Consider the following 22,887-nt stretch of genomic DNA (forward strand, 5'->3'; position numbering starts at 1 on the left):
CCTGCGCGGACATGAGCCGCGGTGACACCTGACTGGGACACGATGCGCCGCTCCGCGGCCGACATCGCCGTCGGCCCATGCCGTCCGTCGTCCTCCGTTCCTCCGCTGCGGCGCGCCAGATACCCTCGCGGCATGACGATGGACAGGACCGTCGATGTAAGTGTTGACGCGATGATCGAGGACCTCAGGACGCTCGTTGAAATCGAGTCGCCATCGCGCGATCTCGACGCCCTGACCGCATCCGCCAAGGCTGTTGCCGCTGTCATCGAGAGCCGCCTTGGCGGGCAGGCCGTCCTCGTTGAGAGCGAAGGCGGTCCGCACGTCCACTGGTCAGCCGGTGGCGATCCCAAAGTGCTGGTCCTCGGCCACCATGACACGGTGTTTCCGCTCGGCACCCTTGAACGGCGCCCGTTCAAGGTCGAAGACGGGCGTGCGACCGGCCCCGGGGTCTTTGACATGCTTGGTGGCCTGGTGCAGGCCGTTCATGGTCTGGCGGCGCTTGATGACCGGTCAGGCGTTGAGATCCTGGTGACCGCCGACGAAGAGGTCGGCTCACGCTCCTCCCGAGCCCTCATCGAAGAGCGGGCCCTCGCTTGTGGCGCTGTGCTCGTGTTCGAGGGGGCTGCCGAGGGTGGAGCCCTGAAGACCGGCCGTAAAGGCTGCGGCACGTTCCAGATCTCGGTCGCGGGCCGGGCCTCTCACGCAGGGCTTGAGCCCGCAGCCGGGGTCAACGCCCTGATCGAAGCATCGCATCAGGTTTTGGACATCGCGGCACTTGGCCGCCCCGATATCGGTACGACTGTTACCCCGACCGTCGCGTCGGCAGGGACCCTGGACAATGTCGTGCCCGCGGAGGCGACCGTCATCGTGGACGTCCGGGTCGAGTCGGCCGAGGAGAAGGAACGAATCGAGTCCGCGTTCGCGGCACTGACTCCGCATCTCGACGAAACGCGGATCACGGTCCAGGGGGCCATCAGTCGACCTCCGATGCCTGAGTCGGCGTCGGCCGAGCTCTTTGCGGTGGCCAAGCAGCTGCTTCCTGACCTTGAGGGCAAGGCGGTCGGCGGCGGAAGCGACGGCAACTTCACGGCCGCACTGGGGGTGCCGACACTTGACGGCCTCGGAGCAGTCGGGGGCGGTGCCCACGCGGAACACGAGTACCTGGTGGTTGAAGCCATGGCCGAGCGGGCGAAACTTGTTGCCGGACTGGTCAACGCGATTCAAAACACGTAGGGGACGGAGAATGTGGGTGCCGGGCGGCGCTGATGGTCACGCGGGCCGTCATGCCGTGCGCGGCCGCCAGGGGAACCGTCTCCGAATCTGGCGGGTCAGCTCTCACAACGGCTGATGCAATGAGGTGGATCGACGTGGATGCCCGTGCCCCGCAGGCGAGTTGCGCGTGGTGCGGCGCGTGGAGAAGCCGCGGTGGATGGTGTCGGATGAGGCGTGGGTGTGGAACGAGCCGCTGCTGCCGAGGAGGCAGCATCGCCTCCGGCGTGCGAGCCGCAGGCCGTGGCCAGGCGCTCAGGCATTCACGCCACGTGGGCGGCTGCTGGGTTCCTCGTGCTCGGCCTGGCCCTGTTCATCCATGACGAGCTCGTCGCGGCGCGGTGAGGGCTCAGTGCGGCGGCACGCGAGGGAAACCGCATCTGCTCTGGCCAGCGGCCTGTAATGTGCGGAGACGGACGGGAATCGAACCCGCCTGCCCGAGATCCTCGGGCACCTCGGTTTTGAAGACCGGGAGGGCCACCAGGCACCCACACGCCTCCCCACCGGGCCCCATGCAAGCGGGTCATCGACCAGGGATCAATCCGCCACACCGCCCTGAGGAGCAGTCATGACAACCACCGCCCCCGCCGACCGGGCACGCGTTCGCCTCACCGGTTACGCCCGCGGTGGCGGCTGCGCCTGCAAGATCCCGCCGGGGGAGCTGGAAGCGGCCCTGGCCGGCCTCGTGCCGTCCCCGAAAGGATTCGGCGCCGCCGAGCTCCTGGTCGGACTGGACAACGGTGACGACGCCGCCGCTGTCCTCCTCCCGGGCGGGGGCACGGCGTTGATCGCCACCGCTGACTTCTTCACCCCGGTCGTCGACGACCCCTTCGACTGGGGACGCATCGCCGCCGCCAACGCCCTCTCCGACGTCTACGCGATGGGCGGAAGGCCGCTGGTCGCCGTCAACCTGCTCGCCTGGCCGCGCGAGGTGCTGCCGTTCGAGCTGGCCAGGGAGGTGATGCGGGGCGGGTTGACGGTCGCCCGCGAGGCGGGCTGCCACGTGGCGGGTGGCCACAGCGTCGACGATACGGAACCGAAGTACGGCATGGCGGTCACCGGCATCGCCGACCCCGCACGGCTTCTACGGAACGACACCGGGCGCCCCGGCGTACCCCTGTCGCTGACCAAGCCGCTCGGTACCGGAGTGCTGAACAACCGTCACAAGGCGACCGGAGAGGACTTCCCGCAGGCCGTCGAGACCATGGCGGCCCTCAACCGTGACGCCGCCGAGGCAGCGCTCGCCGCCGGGGTCGTGTGCGCCACCGACGTCACCGGCTTCGGGTTGCTCGGCCATCTGTACAAGCTGGCCCGGGCCTCGGGCGTCACGGCCGTCCTCGACACCGCTGCGGTGCCCTACCTGGACGGCGCCCGTAACGCCGTCCGTGACGGCTTCATCAGCGGCGGCACGCGCCGCAACCTCGACTGGGTGACCCCGCACACCGACTTCGGACGCACCGGTGAACCGAACCGGCTGCTGCTGGCCGACGCCCAGACCTCCGGCGGACTGCTGATCGCCGGTGAGATCCCGGGCGCGCCCGTGATCGGCGAACTGGTGGACGCTACCGAGCACACTCTGGTACTGCGCTGACCTGCAGTCAGATCTCTGTCCCCGTCTGGTCCGTGATGCCTGCGCGGCGGCGGTACTCGCGGGCCAGTTCCACCGCGGCGGGCCCGCGCGGTCGCCGTCCCGGCCGGATGTCGCAGGCCAGTGCCTTGGTCTCCTGGATGTGCGTGTTGGGGTCCAGGGACAGGTGCACCAGTTCGTTGGCCGCGTCGCCCGTGGTGTAGCCGTTCGGGCCCCAGTGGTAGGGCAGGCCGACCTGGTGCAGCGTACGGCCCTGCACGATAAGGGGCACCATCCGGTCCGTCACCAGCACGCGTGCCTCGATCACGTTGCGGGCCGTCACCACCGTGGCCCAGCCCAGGTGTTCCAGCGAGCGTTCGGCCGCCAGCAGCGGGGAGACCTCGCAGAACATCTCGGGCTGCAACTCGGCCAGATACGGTTGCCAACGCGTCATCCCGCCCGCCGTGTGGTGCTCGGTGAGCCGATAGGTCGTCGCCACGTACGGGAAGACCTCCGAGCCCGGCGCGCTGCCGCTGGGCTGGTACCGGTTGTCCGGAAGCGCTGGCAGCACCTGCCGGACCGGGTTGCGCTGCTGGCGGTAGAGCGGGTTGTCGAACGGTGAGTCCTGCGGCTCGTAGTGGGTGGGCAGGGGGCCGTCGGTCAGTCCGGCGGGAGCGAACAGCCAGCCCTTGCCGTCGGCCTGCATCACGAACGGGTCGGTGCCGGACAGCGCCTCCGCCGCCTTGGCCTCGGCGGGCGGGCGGTAGTCCGGTGGTGTCGTGGCGGGGAAGTCGGGGATGTCGTGTCCGGTCCAGCGGGACTGGTCGGCATCCCACCACACCAGGGCCTTGCGCTCGCTCCACGGCCTGCCCTCCGGATCGGCGGAGGCGCGGTTGTAGAGGATGCGGCGGTTCGCGGGCCAGGCCCAACCCCACTCCCCGGCAACCCAGTTCTGCTGCACGCCCGGTTTGCGGCGGGCCGCCTGGTTGACACCGTCCGCGTACACCCCGCAGTAGATCCAGCAGCCGCAGGACGTCGAACCGTCGTCCTTCAGCTGGGTGTACGCGCTCAGCGGCCGCCCGTCGGCGTCGCGGCCGCTCACCTCGGCGAGAACGGCCTCGGCGTCCGGCTCGGCAAGGGCGCCCTTGGTCGGGTAGTCCCAGGCCAGGTCGAGCACCGGGCGGTCCATCTCATCCGTGGACGCGGCCAGCTTCTCGCGGATGATCCGGCCCAGGTGGAAGGTGAACCACAGGTCGCTGCGGGCGTCCCCGGCCGGTTCGACCGCCTGATGGTGCCATTGCAGTAGCCGCTGGGTGTTGGTGAAGCTGCCGTCCTTCTCGGTGTGGGCCGCGGCGGGCAGGAAGAAGACCTCGGTGGCGATGTCCTCGGTGCGCAGTTCGCCGGTCTCGATCTCCGGACCGTCCTTCCACCAGGTGGCGCTCTCGATCAGTGAGAAGTCACGCACCACCAGCCAGTCGAGGTTGGCCATGCCGAGCCGCTGCATCTTGGTGTTGGCCGAGCCGACCGCCGGGTTCTCGCCGTAGAGGAAGTAGCCCCGGCAGACGCCGTTCTGCTGTGCCAGTACCGTCTCGTAGGTGCTGTGCGAACCGGTGAGCCGCGGCAGGTAGTCGAAGCAGTAGTCGTTCTCCGCGGTCGCCGCCTCACCCCAGTACGCCTTCAGCAGGCTGACCAGGTAGGAGCGCATCCCACCCCAGTAGCCCTTGTGTGCGGCCTCCGCCTCGACGAACTTGTCCAGGCTCTCGTGCTGGTGGGCGTGCGGCATCGGGATGTAGCCGGGCAGCAGGTTGAACAGCGTCGGAATGTCCGTGGAGCCCTGGATGGAGGCGTGGCCGCGCAGCGCCAGGATGCCGCCGCCGGGCCGCCCGACGTTGCCCAGCAGCAGCTGCAGCACGGCGGCCGTGCGGATGTACTGCACCCCGACGGTGTGCTGGGTCCAACCGACCGCGTACGCGAAGGCCGTGGTGCGGTCGCGCCCGGAGTTCTCCGTCACCAGCTGGCAGACCTGCTGGAACACGTCCTGCGGCACGCCACAGGTCCGCTCCACCATCTGCGGTGTGTAGCGCGCGTAGTGCCGTTTGAGTACCTGGAAGACACAGCGCGGATGGGTCAGCGTCTCGTCGCGCTCCGGCTCGCCCTCGCCGATCGCCGCTCCGCCGGAGCCGTGCGCCTCGCCACGGCCCGACTCGGCGATCCGCCGCTCGTACTGCTGGTCGCGCTCTCCGGAGGCGGCCTGGACCTCCACCCCCTCGTACTGCCAGCTGGTCGGGTCGTACGCGCGGCCCTCCCGGTCCAGGCCCGAGAACACCCCGTCCAGATCCTCGGTGTCGCGGAAGTCCTCACGCAGGATCATCGGGGCGTTGGTGTAGGCGACGACGTAGTCACGGAAGTACTTCTCCTCCCGCAGCACGTGGTTGACGATGCCGCCGAGGAACGCGATGTCACTGCCCGCGCGCAGCGGTACGTGCAGGTCCGCCAGGGCGCTGGTCCGGGTGAACCGTGGGTCGACGTGCACCAGCTTGGCGCCGCGCGCCTTGGCCTCCATCACCCACTGGAACCCCACCGGGTGGCACTCGGCCATGTTGGAGCCCTGGATGACGATGCAGTCGGCGTTGCCCAGATCCTGCTGGAAGGTCGTCGCGCCGCCGCGACCGAACGAGGTCCCCAGACCGGGGACGGTGGAGGAGTGTCAAACCCGCGCCTGGTTCTCGATCTGCACCGCGCCGAGCGCCGTGAACAGCTTCTTGATCAGGTAGTTCTCCTCGTTGTCGAGGGTCGCACCGCCCAGACTGGCGAAGCCGAGGGTGCGTCGGGTCCGCACCCCGTCGTCCTCCCACTGCCAGCCGGTTCGGCGCGCCGCGATCACCCGGTCGGCGATCATGTCCATCGCGGTGTCCAGCGCCAGCGGCTCCCAGTCGGTGCCGTGTGGCCGCCGGTACAGCACCTGGTACTTCCTGGCCTGGCCTGTCGTCAGTTGCAGGCTGGCGGAGCCCTTGGGGCACAGCCGACCGCGCGAGACGGGGGAGTCAGGGTCGCCCTCGATCTGTGTGACCTTCCCGCCCTCGACGTAGACGTTCTGAGCACAGCCCACCGCGCAGTAGGGGCACACGGACTTGACGGCCTTGTCGGCCGTGCTGGTCCGGGATGTCAGCCGTTGGCTGCGGGCGCTCTTGGCTGCCGCTCCACGGCCCAGGGGGTCCCTGCCGGCCAGCTGACGGTAGACCGGCCAGGAGCCGATCCAGGTCCGTACACCCACGGCGGAACCTCCTCGTCCGGGGTGCCCGCGAGCGGGGCACCGGTTCCCATCATCACCTCGGCGGCTTCGTGCCGCAGGTCGGCGCCCCTGCTTCGGCCCGGCCCGCCAGCCGCTCGCGTTGCGGCAGCACCGTGTACTTCGGGTCCTCGGCGGAGCTGACCCCGGCCTGGAAGACACCGAACCGCAGCGCGGCGGAACCCGCCAGCAGCGCCGCGCCCGCGGCGGCGGCCACCCCGCGGGCGCGGCGCCCGGCCACCAATGCTCCGGCCGTCCCGGCGCAGGTCAGGATCCGCGAGGCGCGCATCAACTGGCCCGCGCGCCCGGTCCGCAAGGGCTCGGCGCTCAGGCCCATGCGGCGTCTCATCAGCTCTGTGGCGCCGAGTTCGAGCACGGCACCGAAGGCGGCGGCGCGCCGTGCCGGAGCGTTCTGCCCGGCGGGGGAGACCAGCAGGCCCAGTCCGGCCGCGGCCGTCGCGGCGGACCCGCAGAACACGAACGGCATCTCCCGGTGGCCGTCATGCCAGGTGGGCACCGCGGTGTCACTGATCAGCACAGCCGTGTAGGACGCGACCGCGGGCCCCAGCAACGCCGCCGCGGCCCCGGCTGCCGCACCGACGCGCGGCAGCCGCCCCGTCACCGTACTGGCCGCGGCGGCCCCGGCCAGCGGGGCGTAACCGGTGAGCAGCCAGGAGCCCATGCTCATCGGCGAGGTCGGTTTCATGACGCGCAGCATGTTCAGGAAGCGGGCCGGTCGGCCCAGGTCATGGACGAGCGCCGCCAGCGACAGCGAGATCGCGGTGAACGCGCCCACCCGAAGCGGTCGCGCCAGGCCGTGCCGACCGCTGGCCGCGGCTCCCGCCGCCAGGACCGAGGAGCCTCCGGCGAGTCCGCCGAGGAAGAGGTATCCGGCGATGTCGAGGGCCCGCCAGACCGGCTTCTTCAGCACCGGGCGGCCGTAGTAGGAGGCGAACTCCGTCGGCGGGACCATGGCGCGCTCGCCTCGCCCACGTCCACCCCGCCCGCGACCGGTACGACTGCCGCCAACGGGTACGTCGGCCCCACTCATCGCCTCCTCCGGACGCAACACGCCGCCATCCCGGCGGCCAGCGTCACCGCGGCGACCGCGGCGTGCCGCCACATCGCGGGCAGGTCACGGGTGGTCACCACCGGATCGGGCGGCAGGCCGTAGACCTCGGGCTCGTCCAGCAGCAGGAAGAAGGCACCGTCACCGCCGACGCCGTCCGCCGGGTCGTGGCCGTACAGCCGAGCACCGGGAACACCGGCGTCCTGAAGCCGCCGGACCCGCTCGGCTGCCCGTTCGCGCAGCTCGTCGAGTGGGCCGAACTGGATGGAGTCGGTGGGGCACGCCTTGGCGCAGGCGGGTTCCAACCCGGCGCCCAGGCGGTCGTAGCACAGGGTGCACTTCCACACCCGGCCGTCTGACTTCCGCTGGTCGATCACGCCGTACGGGCAGGCCGGGACGCAGTAACCGCAACCGTTGCAGACGTCCTGCTGGACCACCACCGTGCCGAACTCGGTACGGAACAGGGCCCCTGTCGGACAGACGTCCAGACAGCCCGCTCGGGTGCAGTGCTTGCACACGTCGGAGGACATCAACCAGCGCAGTTCCGTCCGCCCGTCGGGCGCCACCGGCGCGATCCCGCCGCCTTCCGTCGCCGCACCGGTGCCCAGCCGGGCGGCCTCCGCGAAGACGTCGACGCCGCGGTGGTCGACGGTCGCCCACGCGCCGCCGGAAGACTTCTTCTGTTCGACGAACGCGACATGCCGCCATGAGTCGGCCCCGAGGCCCTGCGTGTTGTCGTACGACATGCCGGTGAGTTCCAGGCCGTCCTCGGGGACCGCGTTCCACTCCTTGCACGCCACCTCGCAGGCCTTGCAGCCGATACAGATCGAGGTGTCGGTGAAGAACCCGACCCTTGGCGGGTGGTCACGGTGGCCTGCCGCGGCCGCGACATCGAGCGGTGCCCTCCCCGCCGTCGGCGTGGGCGCATCCACCGGGCGTTCCTGCACGGTCGGGCTCCTTCGTCGAGGCTCGGGCGTTCGATGGGCCAGCGATAGCCTCCCTCCACTCAACCGTTGGAACTCCCGTCCCGCGAACCGAGAGCGCCCCCGAGTGGTCCAAGTGGGTACGGGAGCGAAGGCGGACCGCGGCCGTTGACCGTACTCTGGCCTGCCGATGCCAACAGCCCCCGTCGACGTTCCGAATCGCCTGGCGCCCGCGGCGAAAAACGCCTGGCACCAGCTTGACCTCGGTGGCTAGGGTCGGCCGGTGAGCATTCGCACCTTTCGTATCACCGTCCGCGGTGTCTTCGCCGACCTCAGCACCGACCAGCGGGCCGAACTCCTGGCCCGCGCCCCGGAGCACGACGTACTGCACGCCGCCTTCACCCCGGACGGGCATCTGAGCTACGACCTCGCCGCCCGGCCTGCCTTCACCTTCCGCTTCCTGGCCTCGGGAGAGGCGGAGGAGGACATCCTGGCCGCGACCGAACGCGCCGAAGACGCGGCGAAGACCTGGATGACCGAGCGCGGCTACGGCTACAAGAACCTCAGGTGCAACGCCGAGGACCTCTCCCAGGCACCCCTTGGCAAGCGGCAGCGCCGGGCTGCCGCGCGGAACGCCTGACGCGGAGACTCGCGGTTCGGGGACGTCACAGTTGAGCGCGGACGGCGACCAGCAACACCGCGATGCCGACGACGAGCCAGCTGACGTAGTCGCCCATGTGGCCTGAATGAAGGCGGCGTAGCGGCCTCACGACGCTCTGGGCGTCGCGTGGAGCCCCCCACAGCGCCGCCGCGGCGAACACCACGGCGAGGGCCGCGGAGGCCAGGCCGAGGGCGATGCCTTCGGCGGTCCAGTCAGCGGCGGGCGGCTTCGCCGAGGCATGGGTGTACCCGTAAACGGCGCCGACGTATCCCGCGCGATCGGTGAACAACCGTGCGGCTTGGGCCAGTTGACGGCCGATGCCGGGGAGCAGGCCGAGGGCCAGCGACCCGCAGAGCAGCAGGGCGGGCACGGCGAGCATGGGCAGCGGAACGCGGCGGGACGGGTCGCGGATCTCCGGCTCCTCGCCGCTGCCGGTGGTCTCCGGAACCTCGTGGTTTTCGCGCGGCCGACGCCCCGCCCCGGCGAAGACCCGCACTCCGGCGCGCAGCACCGCCGCGCCGGTGGCCGCCGAGGCGAGTACGAAGACGACGGGCAACCAGGCGGCGTGGGACTGCGCGGAGTGTTCGGCGACGGCCTTGCCCAGTGCCGTACCGAACGGCGGCAGCCCGGCGAGTGCGAGACCGCCGAGCACGAACAGGACTCCGGCGAAAGGCAGTTCCCGGCCCCGGCCGTACAAGGAGTGTTCGTCAACGCTGCCGTACCGGTCCAGCAACGTGCCCGTGACGCCGAACAACGCCGCCTTGGCTCCGGCGTGTCCGGCGACGTACAGGGCCGTACCGGCCGTGCCTTCCGGGGTCAGGAGCGCGACGCCGACCAGGAACAGGCCGACATGGCTGACGGTGGAGAACGCCAGCATCCGCTTGAGGTTGCGCTGTTGCCAGCACATCACCGCGCCGACGACGGCGGTGATCACGCCCGCGACGACGAACGTGTCACGGAAGACGTGGTGCTGGATGCCGTGCGGGCCGGAGAAGACGATCCAGTAGATCCGCGCGGCGCCGTAGACGCCGAGCTCGACCATCGCACCGGAGAGCAGCATGCACACGGGCGTCGGCGCGACGGCGTGCGCGTCCGGCAACCAGAAGTGGAACGGCGCCACCGCGCCCTTCACCAGCGGCCCGATGAGGACCAGTACGAAGGCGGTCACCAACAGCGCGTCGGTGCGATGGCCGGTGAGCTTCTGGCCGATCTGGGCGAAGCCCAGTTCACCGGTCCTCGCGTACAGCAGGCCGATGCCCAGCAACGAGCAGTAGGCAGCGAGCGAGTTGATGACGCCGAAGGCGAGCGCGCCCTGCAGAGGCCGCGGGTCCTCGATGCGGAATCCGGTCAGCGCGTAGGCCACCGCACCCATCAACTCGAAGAAGACAAAAGCGTTGAACAGGTCGCCGGTGAGCGCGAACCCGCACATGCCCGCCTCGAACAGCAGGATGAGAGCGGGAAAGGTGCCCGCGTGCCCGGCGGGCGGTTCCTCGAAGTACCGCCAGGAGTAGGCGACCACGGCGAGCACGAGCACCGCGGTGAGCAGCGCGAGTCCGATGCCGATCCGGTCGTTCACCAGCACGATGCCGACGCTTTCACCGTGCTGGAGTCGCCAGCCGCCGAGCCAGCTGACGGCGTGACCGTCTCCGGTGCGCATCCACAGCAACACCAGGTCGGCGACCTCCGCGGCAGCCCAGGAGGTGACGAGGAAGTCGCTGACGACGCGGGGCAGTCGCCTGCCGACGAGGACCAGGACAACGGCCCCGAGCAGCGGGATGGCGACGCCCAGTGGCAGCAGGTTCGCGGTGCTCATCCCGGCTCAGCCCTTGAGCCCGGTGAGGGCGTCGGGATCGACCGTGCCGTGGCGCTTGCGCAACTGGAGTGCGATGGCCAGGAGCAAGGCGGTGACAGTGGCACCGACGACCACATCGGTGAGGGCGAGTGCCTGCACCACCGGATCGACGACGGGCGTCCGCGTGGAGGTGTCGGTGAAGTACGGTGCGGTACCGCCACGGCGGAAGCCAACGGTCAACAACAGCACGTACGTTGATGACTGCGTCACCGCGAGGCAGCCGACGGTGCGGATCACATTGCGGCTGGTGACCATGCCGTACGCCCCGACCAGGAAGATCCAGCCGGCGGCCAGGAAGAACAGCGACGTCATCGTCCGGTCCTGTTGTCTTGTTCGCCGGGGGAGTCGATCTCCACCGCCTGGTCCAGGAAGCCGGCGAGCAGTACCACCACGCCGGAGCCCACCTCCAACCCAACGGCCGCGTTGATGACGGGCACCAGCCCGCCCGACGACAGCTGACCGAAGGTTCCCAGCGGCAGGACGTTCTGGAGGTACGCCGCGCCGACGGCCAGGCCGACCAACCCGAGGCCCACGAAGGCACCCGCGCCCACGGCGTCCGCGACGTCGAACACGGCCAGCGGACGGATCGCCTTGAGCACACCGTAGTCGGCGGCGACGTACGCGAGGTGCAGCCCGGTGGCGAGGATGACGCCGCCCTGGAAGCCACCGCCCGGCGACAGCTGCCCATGGGCGACGATGTAGACGCCGGTCAGCAGGGTGATCGGCAGCAGGACCGAGCCGAACAGCCGGGTGGCGGGCAGCACCCGGCCCCGCCTGACCCCTCCCAGCCGTTCGTCACGGGCACGGCGCAACAGTACGAGGCCGCCGAGCACGGCGGCGAACAGGATGGACTCCTCGCCGAGGGTGTCGAAGGCACGCTGGTCGAAGTTGACCGAGGAGACCGTGTTGGCGGTGCGCTGGTGGAAGGCCGCGGCGATGGCGCGGGCTCCGTAGGGATGCGACAGCGTGCCGAAACGCGGCAGTCCGGTGCAGGCGGCGGCGAACGCCACCGCGAAGACCGCAGCGGCGGCCCAGAACAGTCGGACCCGCAGGACGCGGCTCATCGTTGCCGCTCCTCGTCCCGCCGTTGCCCAGCGGAGCGCCGCACCTTACGCACCGTCAGCATGATGAGCAGTGGTGTCACGGCCGTGCCCACCCCCAGCTGGGACAGCGCCACGTCAGGCGCCTGCAACACGGTGAACAGCAGCGTCAGGCCGAGGCCCAGCATGGCCAGCACAAGGGCCTGGCGCATCGGCTCCCGGGTGAGCGCGGCGACGGTGGCGGTCACCGTGACCAGCAGAAGGCAAGCCGCGATCAGGTACTCGCTGATGGCATCGGTACCGCTCACGAGGGAGAGTCCTTCCGTAGCAGGCCGTCGTTCTGGGCGGTGCCCCGGCCGATCGCCATGGTCGTGACCGGTCCGCCGACGGCGGTCAGCGCGGCGATGACCAGGAACTTGACCGCGCCGCGCCCCGGCCCCGTCTCGACGGCCAGTGCCAACGCGACCAGCGGCACGCCGAGCGAGGTGGCCGGGGTGAGGGCGTGCAGACGTCCGTAGGGGCGGGGCAACACGATCAGCGCCGTCGCCGACAGGAGCAGTACCGCTACGCCGAGGGTCAACAGGATCAGCGCGCAGATGTGGCGGAATGTCATATCAGTCGGGCTCCCCGCGGGTTGATTCCGGTGCCTGGCTGTCCAGGAAGCGCGCGAAGACAAGGGTTCCCGCCGGTCCGAGAGTCGCCAGTACCAGCGGGAGATCGGCGTACGAGCTGCGGTTGAACCCCTCGGTGAGCAGGAGAAGGATCGCCGAGCACACGGGGGCGGCCATGTTGAGTCCGGTCAGCCGCTCCTGTGGTGTGCGACGGCACACCAGCCACAGGCATGGCGGCAGGCCCAGCGTCAGCAGCACCGCGCTCGCGACCAGCCAGGCGTTCATGACCGTTCACCTCCGGTGAGGACGCGTTCGAGCGCTGTTGTGGTGTCACCCAGGACGTGAACGGTGAGGGTGTCCCCGAACCCCGCCACCCCAGGACTGACATCGACGACGTACGCGCCGGGGGTGGCGGACAGCAGGGCGCTCGCCCAGGCGCTGCTGGTGCCCTTCCTCAACTTGACTTCCCGAAGACACGACTTGACTTCGCGCCCTCGCAGAGCAGCCGTGGTGGCCCCGGCCAGCCGCCCGGTGTCGGCGAGCACCGCCCCCGGCCAGGCCAGCAGTGCGCGCACCCAGGGGCCACCCCGTTTTCCCCCGGTACCGGACGCGCGGCGCACCGCCCACGCGGCGACCGCGGCGAGCGCACCCGCGCCAGCACCGACTGCGAGCTCCAGTGTGGAGACGGTGCTGATGAACATGAGGTTGAGAACGAACAGAAAGGCCCACCACGCCGCGATGTGCACCACAGCATCGGCCCGCCGCATCGGTCCTCCTCCAGTCCCCTGTGTCGTCAGCAACGTCTACCCGTAGCTGCGGGACTGATGCGGCGCGCACGCCGATGCGGTCGACGGGAAGGAGGTGGACCGTCACCGGCGTGGAGCAGTGACCGAGCATGCCGCGAGGTTGTACGTCGCGTTCGCCAACGGGCCATGAGCGGCCGTGTTCTGTGTTGGGTCGAGGATGCCGCGCAGGTCGACGATGTCGTATCCATGGGCTCGGATGGCTTCGACGACTTGGGGCAGTGCGTCGGCGTCGAGGACCGTGCTCTGGCCGTCGGAGCCGACGTGCATCTGGATGATCTCGCCGGGGCGCAGGGCGTCCAGCGCCCGCTGGACCACCTTCCGTACGCTCATGCCGCCCCTGGGGCCGCGGTAGCCCTTGGTGTCGGTGGTCCACTCGATGTCGGCGAAGCCCAGCGCGTTGACTTCGCCGATCTCCTGCGGAGTGGTGTCGCCGTACGGGAAGCGGAAGAACGGCAGGGGAGTGGTGCCGGTGGCGGTGCGGATGGCGTGGTCGGCCCGGAGGACCTCCGCCGCGCGCTCACCGGGCCGCAACGTCTCGAAGTGCGGATGGCTGTAGGAGTGGTTGCCGATGCCGTACCCGGCCGCCGCGATGGCGCGGGCGGCTGCCGGGTGGCGGTCGGCGAAGTCGCCGGTGAGGAAGAACGTGGCCGGGACGTGGTACCGGCGCAGCACGTCCAGCGTCGTGTCGACGCCCTCCACGTCCCAGGCCGCGTTGAACGTCACTGCCACCACACGTCGTTGGGTGGGCATCGTGCGGTTTTCCGACCCGAACAGGGCCCGCAGCCGGTTGATGGGCGGAGCAGGTTCGGAGAGGGCTTCCGCCGAGCCGGTCCGCACGGCGGGGGCCGCAGCACGGCCACGTCCGGCGGCGGCTGTCGGTGCCGTGCCGAACACCGTCAATGCCGCCGCCACGACCACCAGGCCGACCACGGTCCTCTTCGCTGCTTTCGGGAAGGGAGTCACGTCGGCAAGCTACCGTCAACCAGGGCAGGCGAGTTGCCCTCGGACGGGTTGCGAGGGGCGACGACCGCCGCCGCGGTGCGCCATGCTTACACGGTGGTGCGCCATGCTGACGCGGTGACGATCAACCTCACTGTCGATGACCGGTTCCAACTCCCGCACACCTTCGGGGCATACGCCGTCCTGGCCGATGGCCACGATCCGGTGAACCCGCAGACACCATCACCACTCCACGCGGAAGACTGACAGCGACCATGCAAGACGTGAACGAGGTTCTGGCGGAGCCCGGTTCGGCCCTTGGCGGACCCGCCAGACGAGATGTGCTGCGGCTCGGGATTGCCGCTGGTGCGCTGGCGATGGCAGGCTGCCTCGGCGCCAACCGCGCCGAGGCGGCGGCGAGCCCGCACGTGAGAGGACACCTGGCGGGCCAGGATGTGACCAGGCTGCCGTTCCCCGAGCAGAAGGTGGCCCTGACCTTCGACTGCGGCAGCACGCCGGACGGCGTCGACAAGGTCCTGGCGGCCCTGGCCGAGCACGGGCTTCCCGCGACCTTCTTCATGACGGGGCGCTTCGCTTCCACCCATGCGGACGCGGCCCGCCGCATCGCCGATCGGCATCCGGTGGGCAACCATTCCATGACGCATCCGATGTTCACCAAGCTCACCCACGACGAGCGGGTGCGGGAGGTCCAGTCGGCAGCCGATGCCATCAAGAAGGCGGTGGGGCGGCGGCCCGTGCCGCTGTTCCGCTTCCCCTTCGGCGACGTCGACCCACAGTGCATCGCCGATGTCAACGACGAGGGATACGTGTGCGTCCGGTGGACGGTTGACACCTGCGGCTGGAAGGGCACCTCCGGCGGCGCCACGACGGACACCGTCATCGCCCGCGTCATGAAGGCGCTGGTCCCGGGAGCGATCATCCTGATGCACGTGGGAAGCACCGGTTCCACCGATCCCTCGACCGTCGACGCCACCGCACTGCCTCACCTGATCAAGGCGCTCGACGACCGGGGCTATGGCTACACCACGCTCGACAGCCTCATCCCCTGACCGCGAGGAGTGCCGCGCCAGCAGGGCCCGGCATGCCGGTCGGACCCTGCTCGGGCCGCCGTCTCCTGCCGTGGCCGACCAGGGGAGACCGCTCCCTCGGCACCCTGCTGGGGAGCACGTGCGAATGATCAAAACGCGGGGGTTAGCATATGAGCACCGCCTAGCTCGAAAGAGAAGCCTGTGACTGTCAACGAGGACACGTTCACCAACTGGAAGCACCGCGAGGAGACCGCGGAGTCGATGATCCCGATCATCGGGAAGCTGCATCGGGAGCGGGACGTCACGGTCCTGCTGCACAGCCGCTCCTTGGTGAACAAGTCGGTGGTCAGCATCCTCAAGACCCACCGATTCGCCCGGCAGATCGCCGGTGAGGAACTCTCGGTCACCGAGACGCTGCCGTTCCTGCAGGCCCTCACCACGCTCGATCTGGGCCCCTCCCAGATAGACATCGGCATGCTCGCCGCGACGTACAAGGCCGACGACCACGGTCTGTCGGTGGCGGAGTTCACCGCCAAGGCCGTCGCCGGTGCCACAGGCGACAACAAGATCGAGCGCCGCGAGGGCCGCGACGTCGTTCTCTACGGGTTCGGCCGCATCGGCCGCCTTGTCGCCCGCCTGCTCATCGAGAAGTCCGGCTCCGGCAACGGCCTGCGGCTGCGCGCAATCGTCGTCCGCGGAGGTGGCGACCAGGACATCGTCAAGCGCGCCTCGCTGCTGCGCCGGGACTCCATCCACGGACAGTTCCAGGGCACGATCACCGTTGACGAGGCGAACAGCACGATCGTCGCCAACGGCAACGAGATCAAGGTGATCTACTCCGACGACCCGATGTCGGTGGACTACACGGCGTACGGCATCAAGGACGCCATCCTTATCGACAACACGGGAAAGTGGCGCGACCGCGAGGGTCTGTCGAAGCACCTCCGCCCCGGGATCGCCAAGGTCGTCCTCACCGCGCCCGGAAAGGGCGACGTCCCCAACATCGTGCACGGCGTCAACCACGACATGATCAAGCCGGACGAGCAGATCCTGTCCTGCGCGTCCTGCACCACCAATGCGATCGTTCCGCCGCTGAAGGCGATGGCGGACGAGTACGGTGTTCTGCGCGGCCACGTGGAGACCGTCCACTCGTTCACCAACGACCAGAACCTGCTGGACAACTACCACAACTCCGATCGCCGCGGCCGCTCGGCGCCGCTCAACATGGTTATCACCGAGACCGGTGCCGCCTCCGCCGTGGCCAAGGCGCTGCCCGATCTCAAGGCGAAGATCACCGGCAGCTCGATCCGCGTCCCGGTGCCTGACGTCTCGATCGCGATCCTCAACCTGCAACTGGCGCGCGAGACAAACCGCGAAGAAGTCCTCGACTACCTGCGTAACGTGTCGCTGACCTCGCCGCTCAAGCGCCAGATCGACTTCATCAGCGCCCCCGACGCGGTATCCAGTGACTTCATCGGCTCCCGCCACGCCTCGATCGTCGACGCCGGCGCCACCAAGGTCGAGGGCGACAACGCGATCCTCTACCTCTGGTACGACAACGAGTTCGGCTACTCCTGCCAGGTCATCCGCGTCGTCCAGCACGTCTCCGGCGTGGAGTACCCCACGTACCCGCTCCCGGTGGCCTGAGCCCGGTGTGAAGCTTGGCTTCCGACAACTGGGCTCCGACCAGGGCGAACACCCTGGTCGGAGCCCTCGGCCGTACGGGCGGGCTTCCCCTGGGTGGGTTAGTCGGTGACGAGGGCGAGGACGAAGCCGTCGTAGCCCTTGGCGCCGACGGTCTGAATGGCGGTGGCGGTCAACCGGGAGTGCGCGGCGAGGAGTTCAGTGAAGCGGCGGACGCCCTGGACGCGGGAGTCGGTGCTGGCCGGGTCGGTGACAGCGCCGTCGCGGACGACGTTGTCGCCCACGATGACGCTGCCGGGCCGGGTGAGCTTCAACGCCCATTGCAGGTAGTCGGAGTTGGAGGGCTTGTCAGCATCGATGAAGACGAGGTCGAACGGATCCGGCCCTTCCTGCGCGAGCAGGGGCAGGGTGTCCAGGGCCCGGCCGACACGGAGGTCGACGACGCGGTCCAGTCCGGCGCGGGCGATGTTCGCGGCGGCGACCTCCGCGACGTGCTCATCGGCCTCCAGGGTGACCAGGCGCCCGCCGTTCGGCAGGGCCCGGGCGAGCCAGATGGTGCTGTAGCCGCCGAGGGTGCCGATCTCCAGGATGTTGCGAGCGCCCCGAACGCGGGCGAGCAGATGCAGCAGCATGCCCTGGTTCGGCGCCACCTGGTGCGGCGGCAGCCCGGCCGCCTCACTGCTCTCGACGGCCGCGAGCAGGGCGGCGTCCTCCTCGACCAGCAGGCCGTTGAAGTAGTCGTCGACGGCTGTCCAGGTCCGCTGCGCCACAGTGGGTTCCCTCCCAGTGCTCACCCAGTACGGACACGGAACTTACGATGTGTATCCGATGCCCTGTCAACCGAATTCCTCGGCCGTACGGCGATGCAGGGCGCGGCCGGGCTCCTTGTGGCGGTCGGCCGTTCCCGGAACTTCTCGCGTCAGCCGCCCTGAGGAGAACCTCACCGCTGAGCGGCAGAAGTGCCGTACGGCCCCCTCCGGTCGCCTGCTACACCGACCGCGCCTGGTGGAACCACCCGAAGTTCCACTGCCACAGCTGCCGTGCCGCTGTCACGTGGAAGTCAGGGAAGTCCATCGGCACCACGCCCAGGTGGGCCATCTGCGGCCGGTGGCTGTCGAGGTAGTTCTCAAGGGTCGGTACGATCTGGTCAGCAAGGTACTTCGGCCAGGTGAAGACGTTGTACGAACTGGGCGCGAGGCTGATGAAGTTGATGTACAGCTTGCCGGAGTCCTGGTCCGCCAGCGCCTTGTCGAAGTGCTGCACGATCGCCGCGCGTTTGTCGTCGTTCGAGACGTTGTACTTGTCCTGGAGCTCGAACCACTGGTTCGACATGAAGTCGTTGTCTCCGTCCGGCCAGCGCAGCAGCGTTCGGGGCCCGGTGTAGCCCTGGAGGACCGGTACGATCCGGCCCCTTGCCTCGCCGAGCGCCGGGACGTGATCGCCGAACCAGAACAGGTCCGCGTAGCCCCGGTTCGTCACATAGTTCTCGAACGTCGACGTGAACTGATCGTTCGTCAGCTCGTGTTCGTTCTTGACGCGCATCAGCACCAGCTCCTGCGGGTGCTGGCCAAGGAAGGACCGCGTCTGGTCCAGGACGTCGTCGAAGGTGATGTACTGGTAGTAGTTGGCGTGGTAGATCCCGAACCGCTGTGGCTGGTCCTGGAGCCGGCCGCAGCGGATGTCGAAGAAGCGTATCCCGCGTTGGAGTTGCTCCGGGATGCCCATGTTCTGCGTGTGCGACCACTCCGTGCCGTGGTTCGGATCCGTGCAGCAGGTGTCGTGTGTACCCGGAAGCGTCATCCTGTCAAGTCGCACGTGGTCCGACAGCCACCCCATCCACGAGTCCGACTGGACGTCCCCCGCCCGGTCGTCCGCCGCTGCGGCCCCCGCCGCGCCGAGCGGTAATGTTGCGGCCAACGAGCCCGCTGCTGCCGCCTTGAGGAAGTCTCTGCGGGGTATGTTCATGCCGTACGCCCTCCCGCTTCGGAACACCGTGGTGCGCGTCAGGATCGAACTCCAGTGCCAGCAAGGCACTTTGACACCACGCCACCGAATGGTCAATCGCCAAACCGATGCGATAGGTGTTCCACCAAGCCGGGCTCACCTCCGGCCCCGTCGCGGGCGGCGCGCCCCGTGATCGCCTCACGCGACTCCGCGGGCTCGTGCGTCGTCGTTGCGCGGGAAGGGAGCCTTTCGTGCGCGGCACCACCTCACGTTGGGTTCTCGTGTGCGACGCGTCCTGCGGAAGCTGCCGGGGGGCCTCGGAGACCGTACGGCCCGCGGCCGAGGCCTCGGCCGCGGGCTGCTCGAAGAACTCTCGTGCCTGGTCACAACCAGGCAACGCTGGTTACGGCAAAGTCAGGCGCGCGGGTGCGGTTACGGCAACTGGGCCAGGAACGGGAGTACCACGGCGGCTACCTCGTCGGGAACTTCCTCCGCGAGGTCGTGTCCGGCGTCGAAGACATGCCCGGTGACGTCGTGGGCTATGAGCCGCATCTGGGCCTCGTTCCGGTCGCCGATGAACGCCGACCCGCCGAGCGCCAGCACGGGAACATCCAGCTTCTTCTGTGCTGCCCGCCGGTTCTGTTCTGCGTCGATGAGCATCGCCCGATAGATCGCCAGCATCGCGCGGATACCGCCGGGCATGGAGTAGCAGCGCACGTATTCGTCGACCGCTTCGGCGGTGGCCGTGTCGGGGTGGCTGCGACTCGTTCCGTTGACGGGGGCCCGGCCCGTGCGGACCGTGTCCCCACGATGATCGAGAATCATTTCCTCATCGCCTTTCCTGGTGTGCTTCGCAGCGCTGCGCCTGCGCTTGCGCCTGCCCCAGCCGCCACGGTCACCGTGTCTTCGGCGCGCTGTCCTGCCGGTCTGCGGCGCCGTGGTCCGCAATGTCGATGACGACGCGGCGGGGACTGCTCGTGCCCGCGCTCACCGGACCGGCGCGGTGGCTGACGGGGCGTAGGAAGACGTTGTCCGGGTAGAGGCGGCCGAGCAGCGCCAGAACGGCGATGTCGTCCTGAGCGGTGGCGTCCAGGGTGACGTCGCTGCCCTCCGTCCACACCAACCCGGGTGCGCCCAGTACGGTCCACACGTCCGCGGTTCGGACTTCACCGGATGCTCCGGCACTTGCGGTGAGGCCGTGGCGCTGGGCGAAGCGGTGGCCGCGCAGGGCCTGGCCGAGGTCGACGCGGACGCTGGTGCCGTTGTGGGTGACTTCGATGTGAGCGGTGCGGGTCCCGTCGACGACCGGTTCGGCCACGATGCGGCCGGTGATCCGTCCTGGTGTTCCGGTGGCGGGTGGCAGGTGCTCGATGAGCGTGCGGGGTGCGGCGTAGTAGTCCTGCACCTCGGGGACGTATGCGGCACTGCCGCGCGTGGCAGGGCCGGGACGCCAGGTCAGCAGGTGCCGGGGCGCGGTGAGGGGCGGCGCGTCGACGACGGCGGGCAGGACGGTGCCGCCGTCGTGGTCGAAGCCGTAGCCGTCGGGACCGGAGCCGCCGGTGACGACGCGACGGGCGAAGTCCACGATGGTGGTGTGCCGGATCTGGCGGACCAGGAGTTCTGTGAGGAAACGGTCGCGGTCCGGCTCGATGTGCCGCAACCCGGTCGGGGTGACCAGGAGAGGGGCCTCCTGCCAGTTGACGAAGGGCAGCAGGGCGTCGCGCAGCAGGACCATCTGGTGCAGCCACTCGTTGTACAGCTGCATCGTGACGGGGCCGCCGTGGCGGCCCATGAGCAGGTCGGCCGCGGGATGGGTGAGCAGGTGGCCGTAGCAGTGGCTGCGGACGGCGAGCTGCCCGGCGGGCAGCGGTATCCGGTGGCTGAGCAGCCGGTCCAGGGCCGCGGTCGCCCAGGAGGCGATCTCCCGTCCGATGGTCTCGGCCTGCGCACCCAACTCGCGGGTCGCCGGGGCCGCATCGGGGCCGAGTACCAGCGGCAGCGAGGTCTCCCGGGTGCCGAGGCCGAGCGTCGCGCGGATCTGGGCGTCGAGTACCTCGCGGTCGACGCTCTGCAGGGCATCGATGACGCCCTGCAGCAGCGGCTCGGCGCCGGTGAAGAACTCGCGGGCGGTCATGGTGCCCGTCGCCGGGAAGGTGTTCCATCGGCTGCCGCCGAGGGCGGGAGCGGTCGAAGTCTGCGAGGGGAGCATGGATTCTCCTCTGGTGTCGATGAGGCAGTGGTCGGTGCCGCCGACGTCTGCGTCCGCATGAGCGACGGTCTTTTCTGGATCATCCGATACAGATTGAGGGCGTGAAAAAGTCAATCGAGGGTGGCCAGCGCGACCTCCACAAGGGGTTCGAGGGCGCGAGGGTCTGGGGTGATCTTCGAGGAGACAAGCAGGCCGTTCAGGAAGGTGACGAGGAAGGCGGCGAGGGTGTGCGCGTCGTGCCGCGTCGAGATCTCGCCCCGGTCCGCCGCCACGCGCAGCACTTCGGCGAGCGCGTCCTGACTGGCGCCCAGTGCATCACGCACGGTCCGGTGGGTCGCCGCATCCTCCGGTACGCGCTCGCAGGCGGCATTCACCAACAGGCAGCCCCGGCCGCCGAGTTCGACGGCGATGCGGACCCGTTCGATCAGCATCGCGCGGATCGCGGACCGGGCATCCGACCCCTCGTCGAGGCTGCGCAGTGCGGCGGCCGCGAACGTGGTGCGGTAGTGCTCCAGTGCGGCCCGGTACAGCCCGTCCTTGTCGCCGAACGCGGCATACAGGGACCCCTGCCCGATGCCCAGGTGCCTGGTCAGGTCGCGCACCGAGGTCGCCTCGTACCCGCGCACCCAGAACAGCTCCATCGTGCGGCTCACTGCCGCCTCGGTGTCGAATTCCCGGGTCCTTGCCATGCGCTCACCCTAATCTATCTGGATCGAATGCTCAAGAAAGTGTCGTGGCATCCGTCGGGTGCGTTCCGGATCATTCGCCTTGCCTGTGTCCTGTTGACGGTGTCGGCGGCCTACGCAGCCGCTCAGCGTTCTCGAACTGGTCGCAGCCATAAGGGGCCTGGATCCCCGTGGCAATGGACAGAGCGTGCCGCTGCCGCTGATCGCGCCCCGGCGAACGTCCTGCCGCGGCAGGCGCAGGAGGTTCCCAAGTCACATGCGGAGAGCAGGCTTTCGCGGTCTTCCTCTAGAGTGCTTTCCGTCCCCTACACGCGCCTGTGGTCCCCGCCCGTCGGCGCACGCCGATCCTGCCCACGGGGCCGACCGAGGAGCAACCGTGACCGACCTGTCGTCCATGTCCCTGCAGCAGGAGATCGCCCGGGACCTCCGGGTGAGCGAGTCCTTCGACGTGCGGCAGGAGATCGAGCGCCGGGTTGCCTTTCTCGCCGACCAGCTGAACTCCACGGGCCTGCGCTCGTTGGTGCTGGGCATCAGCGGCGGTGTGGACTCCACGACTGCGGGCCGACTGTGCCAGCTCGCGGTCGAGCGGGTCCGGGCCGCAGGGCGGCAAGCGACTTTCATCGCGATGCGGCTGCCGTACGGTGCCCAGGCCGACGAGAAGGACGCGCAGCTGGCCCTGGAGTTCATCCGGCCCGACCAGGTCCTGACCGTCGATGTGAAGCCTGCCAGCGACGCCGCGCTGGAGGCGGTGCTGGCCAGCGGCGCGGTCTTCCGCGACACGCACCACCAGGACTTCGTGCACGGCAACATCAAGGCCCGGCAGCGCATGATCGCCCAGTACGCGGTAGCGGGCGCGCACGAAGGCCTGGTTGTGGGGACCGACCACGCTGCCGAGGCGGTCTCCGGCTTCTTCACCAAGTTCGGCGATGGCGCGGCCGATGTGGTTCCGCTCACCGGGCTGACCAAGCGGCGCGTGCGGGCCGTGTCGGAGGCTCTGGGGGCGCCGTCCGCGCTGACTTGGAAGACCCCGACCGCAGACCTGGAGACGCTGAACCCGGGCAGGCCCGACGAGGAGGCGCTCGGCGTCACCTACGACGACATCGACGACCTCCTGGAAGGCAAGCCCGTCGACGAGCCCGCCTACGCGGCCATCGTCCGCCGCTACCGACTGACCGAGCACAAGCGACAGTTGCCGATCGCGCCCTGATCCCGGCGGCGAACCCCGATGCTGCTGGCCGATTCTTTCCCACCTTGTCCTGGCGTAGGCGTTCGGCCCGGTAGCGGTTGGAGCCACCCGAGGACTTGAACTAGTCCCTCCGCTACCAGTGG

At 69.5% G+C, this 22,887-nt stretch carries 22 protein-coding genes, 1 tRNA gene and 1 pseudogene; 7 read left to right on the forward strand and 17 right to left on the reverse strand.

What is annotated here, in order from left to right; all coding sequences use genetic code 11:
• The first annotated feature begins 132 nt into the window (after positions 1-132).
• Positions 133-1,233 carry a M20 family metallopeptidase gene (locus P3G67_RS02765; protein WP_276092005.1) on the forward strand — a complete coding sequence of 367 codons (1,101 nt, stop codon included), beginning with the start codon at positions 133-135 and terminating at the stop codon, positions 1,231-1,233.
• Positions 1,234-1,675: 442 nt separating this feature from the next.
• Here P3G67_RS02765 and P3G67_RS02770 read toward each other — a convergent pair.
• Positions 1,676-1,769 (reverse strand) — tRNA-Sec (locus tag P3G67_RS02770).
• Between the two features lie 68 nt (positions 1,770-1,837).
• Here P3G67_RS02770 and selD point away from each other — a divergent pair.
• Positions 1,838-2,860, forward strand: a complete 1,023-nt coding sequence (gene selD, locus P3G67_RS02775) for a selenide, water dikinase SelD (protein ID WP_276092006.1) — start codon at positions 1,838-1,840, stop codon at positions 2,858-2,860.
• A 7-nt stretch (positions 2,861-2,867) separates the two neighbouring features.
• On the opposite strand, the gene fdh is transcribed toward selD, so the two are convergent.
• From fdh to P3G67_RS02790, 3 genes are all read right to left on the reverse strand, one after another.
• A complete protein-coding gene (gene fdh, locus P3G67_RS02780) occupies positions 2,868-6,110 on the reverse strand; it encodes a formate dehydrogenase (protein ID WP_276092007.1) in 3,243 nt (1,080 codons plus the stop codon).
• Between the two features lie 52 nt (positions 6,111-6,162).
• The gene (gene nrfD / locus P3G67_RS02785) at positions 6,163-7,098 is read right to left on the reverse strand and encodes an NrfD/PsrC family molybdoenzyme membrane anchor subunit (RefSeq protein WP_391858168.1); all 936 of its coding nucleotides are present in this window, start codon (positions 7,096-7,098) and stop codon (positions 6,163-6,165) included.
• 74 nt (positions 7,099-7,172) lie between these two features.
• On the reverse strand, positions 7,173-8,141 hold the full coding sequence (locus P3G67_RS02790) for a 4Fe-4S dicluster domain-containing protein (RefSeq protein WP_276092009.1): 969 nt from the start codon (positions 8,139-8,141) through the stop codon (positions 7,173-7,175).
• A gap of 259 nt (positions 8,142-8,400) precedes the next feature.
• Here P3G67_RS02790 and P3G67_RS02795 point away from each other — a divergent pair, with 259 nt between their 5' ends.
• On the forward strand, positions 8,401-8,757 hold the full coding sequence (locus P3G67_RS02795; RefSeq protein ID WP_276092010.1) for a DUF6204 family protein: 357 nt from the start codon (positions 8,401-8,403) through the stop codon (positions 8,755-8,757).
• Between the two features lie 25 nt (positions 8,758-8,782).
• Here P3G67_RS02795 and P3G67_RS02800 read toward each other — a convergent pair whose 3' ends face one another.
• From P3G67_RS02800 to P3G67_RS02835, 8 genes are all read right to left on the reverse strand, one after another.
• Positions 8,783-10,591 (reverse strand): complex I subunit 5 family protein, encoded by a 1,809-nt coding sequence (locus tag P3G67_RS02800; RefSeq protein WP_276092011.1) that lies wholly within the window; start codon positions 10,589-10,591, stop codon positions 8,783-8,785.
• Positions 10,592-10,597: 6 nt separating this feature from the next.
• Positions 10,598-10,942, reverse strand: a complete 345-nt coding sequence (locus P3G67_RS02805) for a sodium:proton antiporter (protein WP_269859548.1) — start codon at positions 10,940-10,942, stop codon at positions 10,598-10,600.
• Positions 10,939-11,694, reverse strand: a complete 756-nt coding sequence (locus P3G67_RS02810) for an MnhB domain-containing protein (protein ID WP_276092012.1) — start codon at positions 11,692-11,694, stop codon at positions 10,939-10,941. Before P3G67_RS02810 ends, P3G67_RS02805 begins: the two co-directional genes overlap by 4 nt.
• Complete coding sequence (locus tag P3G67_RS02815; RefSeq protein ID WP_276092062.1) at positions 11,691-11,960, reverse strand: Na(+)/H(+) antiporter subunit B; 270 nt, start codon at positions 11,958-11,960, stop codon at positions 11,691-11,693. The genes P3G67_RS02810 and P3G67_RS02815 overlap by 4 nt, the downstream gene beginning before the upstream one ends.
• Positions 11,961-11,974: 14 nt before the next feature.
• Entirely contained in the window at positions 11,975-12,283 is a 309-nt protein-coding gene (locus P3G67_RS02820; protein ID WP_276092013.1) for a cation:proton antiporter, read from the reverse strand.
• Between the two features lies 1 nt (position 12,284).
• Complete coding sequence (locus tag P3G67_RS02825; protein ID WP_276092014.1) at positions 12,285-12,566, reverse strand: MrpF/PhaF family protein; 282 nt, start codon at positions 12,564-12,566, stop codon at positions 12,285-12,287.
• Entirely contained in the window at positions 12,563-13,048 is a 486-nt protein-coding gene (locus tag P3G67_RS02830; protein WP_276092066.1) for a hypothetical protein, read from the reverse strand. Before P3G67_RS02830 ends, P3G67_RS02825 begins: the two co-directional genes overlap by 4 nt.
• Positions 13,049-13,150: 102 nt before the next feature.
• A complete protein-coding gene (locus tag P3G67_RS02835; RefSeq protein WP_276092015.1) occupies positions 13,151-14,050 on the reverse strand; it encodes a polysaccharide deacetylase family protein in 900 nt (299 codons plus the stop codon).
• 93 nt (positions 14,051-14,143) lie between these two features.
• Here P3G67_RS02835 and P3G67_RS02840 point away from each other — a divergent pair, with 93 nt between their 5' ends.
• The 3 genes from P3G67_RS02840 to P3G67_RS02850 all read left to right on the forward strand — a co-directional run bounded on the left by P3G67_RS02840 (position 14,144) and on the right by P3G67_RS02850 (position 16,722).
• On the forward strand, positions 14,144-14,293 hold the full coding sequence (locus tag P3G67_RS02840) for a hypothetical protein (RefSeq protein ID WP_276092016.1): 150 nt from the start codon (positions 14,144-14,146) through the stop codon (positions 14,291-14,293).
• A 17-nt stretch (positions 14,294-14,310) separates the two neighbouring features.
• On the forward strand, positions 14,311-15,096 hold the full coding sequence (locus P3G67_RS02845) for a polysaccharide deacetylase family protein (protein WP_276092017.1): 786 nt from the start codon (positions 14,311-14,313) through the stop codon (positions 15,094-15,096).
• A 180-nt stretch (positions 15,097-15,276) separates the two neighbouring features.
• Positions 15,277-16,722, forward strand: a complete 1,446-nt coding sequence (locus P3G67_RS02850; RefSeq protein ID WP_269859539.1) for a glyceraldehyde-3-phosphate dehydrogenase — start codon at positions 15,277-15,279, stop codon at positions 16,720-16,722.
• A 98-nt stretch (positions 16,723-16,820) separates the two neighbouring features.
• On the opposite strand, the gene P3G67_RS02855 is transcribed toward P3G67_RS02850, so the two are convergent.
• From P3G67_RS02855 to P3G67_RS02875, 5 genes and pseudogenes are all read right to left on the reverse strand, one after another.
• The gene (locus tag P3G67_RS02855) at positions 16,821-17,489 is read right to left on the reverse strand and encodes an O-methyltransferase (RefSeq protein WP_276092018.1); all 669 of its coding nucleotides are present in this window, start codon (positions 17,487-17,489) and stop codon (positions 16,821-16,823) included.
• A 217-nt stretch (positions 17,490-17,706) separates the two neighbouring features.
• Complete coding sequence (locus tag P3G67_RS02860; RefSeq protein WP_276092019.1) at positions 17,707-18,684, reverse strand: phosphatidylinositol-specific phospholipase C; 978 nt, start codon at positions 18,682-18,684, stop codon at positions 17,707-17,709.
• 411 nt (positions 18,685-19,095) lie between these two features.
• Positions 19,096-19,425: pseudogene (locus P3G67_RS02865) on the reverse strand (alpha/beta fold hydrolase); the annotation flags it as partial.
• 133 nt (positions 19,426-19,558) lie between these two features.
• Positions 19,559-20,872: a hypothetical protein gene (locus P3G67_RS02870; protein WP_276092020.1), complete on the reverse strand. Its 1,314-nt coding sequence runs from the start codon at positions 20,870-20,872 to the stop codon at positions 19,559-19,561.
• Between the two features lie 110 nt (positions 20,873-20,982).
• Positions 20,983-21,561 (reverse strand): TetR/AcrR family transcriptional regulator, encoded by a 579-nt coding sequence (locus P3G67_RS02875; RefSeq protein WP_276092021.1) that lies wholly within the window; start codon positions 21,559-21,561, stop codon positions 20,983-20,985.
• 373 nt (positions 21,562-21,934) lie between these two features.
• Between P3G67_RS02875 and nadE the strand changes: the two genes are divergently transcribed.
• Positions 21,935-22,765: an ammonia-dependent NAD(+) synthetase gene (nadE, locus tag P3G67_RS02880; protein WP_276092022.1), complete on the forward strand. Its 831-nt coding sequence runs from the start codon at positions 21,935-21,937 to the stop codon at positions 22,763-22,765.
• Positions 22,766-22,887: the final 122 nt, after the last annotated feature.

The organism is Streptomyces silvisoli, from assembly GCF_029269905.1.
Taxonomy (GTDB): domain Bacteria; phylum Actinomycetota; class Actinomycetes; order Streptomycetales; family Streptomycetaceae; genus Streptantibioticus_A; species Streptantibioticus_A silvisoli_A.

Bases quoted from the DNA above. Each gene is read 5' to 3' on its own strand.
- P3G67_RS02765 (WP_276092005.1), top strand. From the start codon at position 133: ATGACGATGGACAGGACCGTCGATGTAAGTGTTGACGCGATGATCGAG.
- selD (WP_276092006.1), top strand. From the start codon at position 1,838: ATGACAACCACCGCCCCCGCCGACCGGGCACGCGTTCGCCTCACCGGT.
- nrfD (WP_391858168.1), bottom strand. From the start codon at position 7,098: ATGGTCCCGCCGACGGAGTTCGCCTCCTACTACGGCCGCCCGGTGCTG.
- P3G67_RS02800 (WP_276092011.1), bottom strand. From the start codon at position 10,591: ATGAGCACCGCGAACCTGCTGCCACTGGGCGTCGCCATCCCGCTGCTC.
- P3G67_RS02805 (WP_269859548.1), bottom strand. From the start codon at position 10,942: ATGACGTCGCTGTTCTTCCTGGCCGCCGGCTGGATCTTCCTGGTCGGG.
- P3G67_RS02810 (WP_276092012.1), bottom strand. From the start codon at position 11,694: ATGAGCCGCGTCCTGCGGGTCCGACTGTTCTGGGCCGCCGCTGCGGTC.
- P3G67_RS02820 (WP_276092013.1), bottom strand. From the start codon at position 12,283: ATGACATTCCGCCACATCTGCGCGCTGATCCTGTTGACCCTCGGCGTA.
- P3G67_RS02825 (WP_276092014.1), bottom strand. From the start codon at position 12,566: ATGAACGCCTGGCTGGTCGCGAGCGCGGTGCTGCTGACGCTGGGCCTG.
- P3G67_RS02830 (WP_276092066.1), bottom strand. From the start codon at position 13,048: ATGCGGCGGGCCGATGCTGTGGTGCACATCGCGGCGTGGTGGGCCTTT.
- P3G67_RS02860 (WP_276092019.1), bottom strand. From the start codon at position 18,684: ATGAACATACCCCGCAGAGACTTCCTCAAGGCGGCAGCAGCGGGCTCG.
- P3G67_RS02870 (WP_276092020.1), bottom strand. From the start codon at position 20,872: ATGCTCCCCTCGCAGACTTCGACCGCTCCCGCCCTCGGCGGCAGCCGA.
- P3G67_RS02875 (WP_276092021.1), bottom strand. From the start codon at position 21,561: ATGGCAAGGACCCGGGAATTCGACACCGAGGCGGCAGTGAGCCGCACG.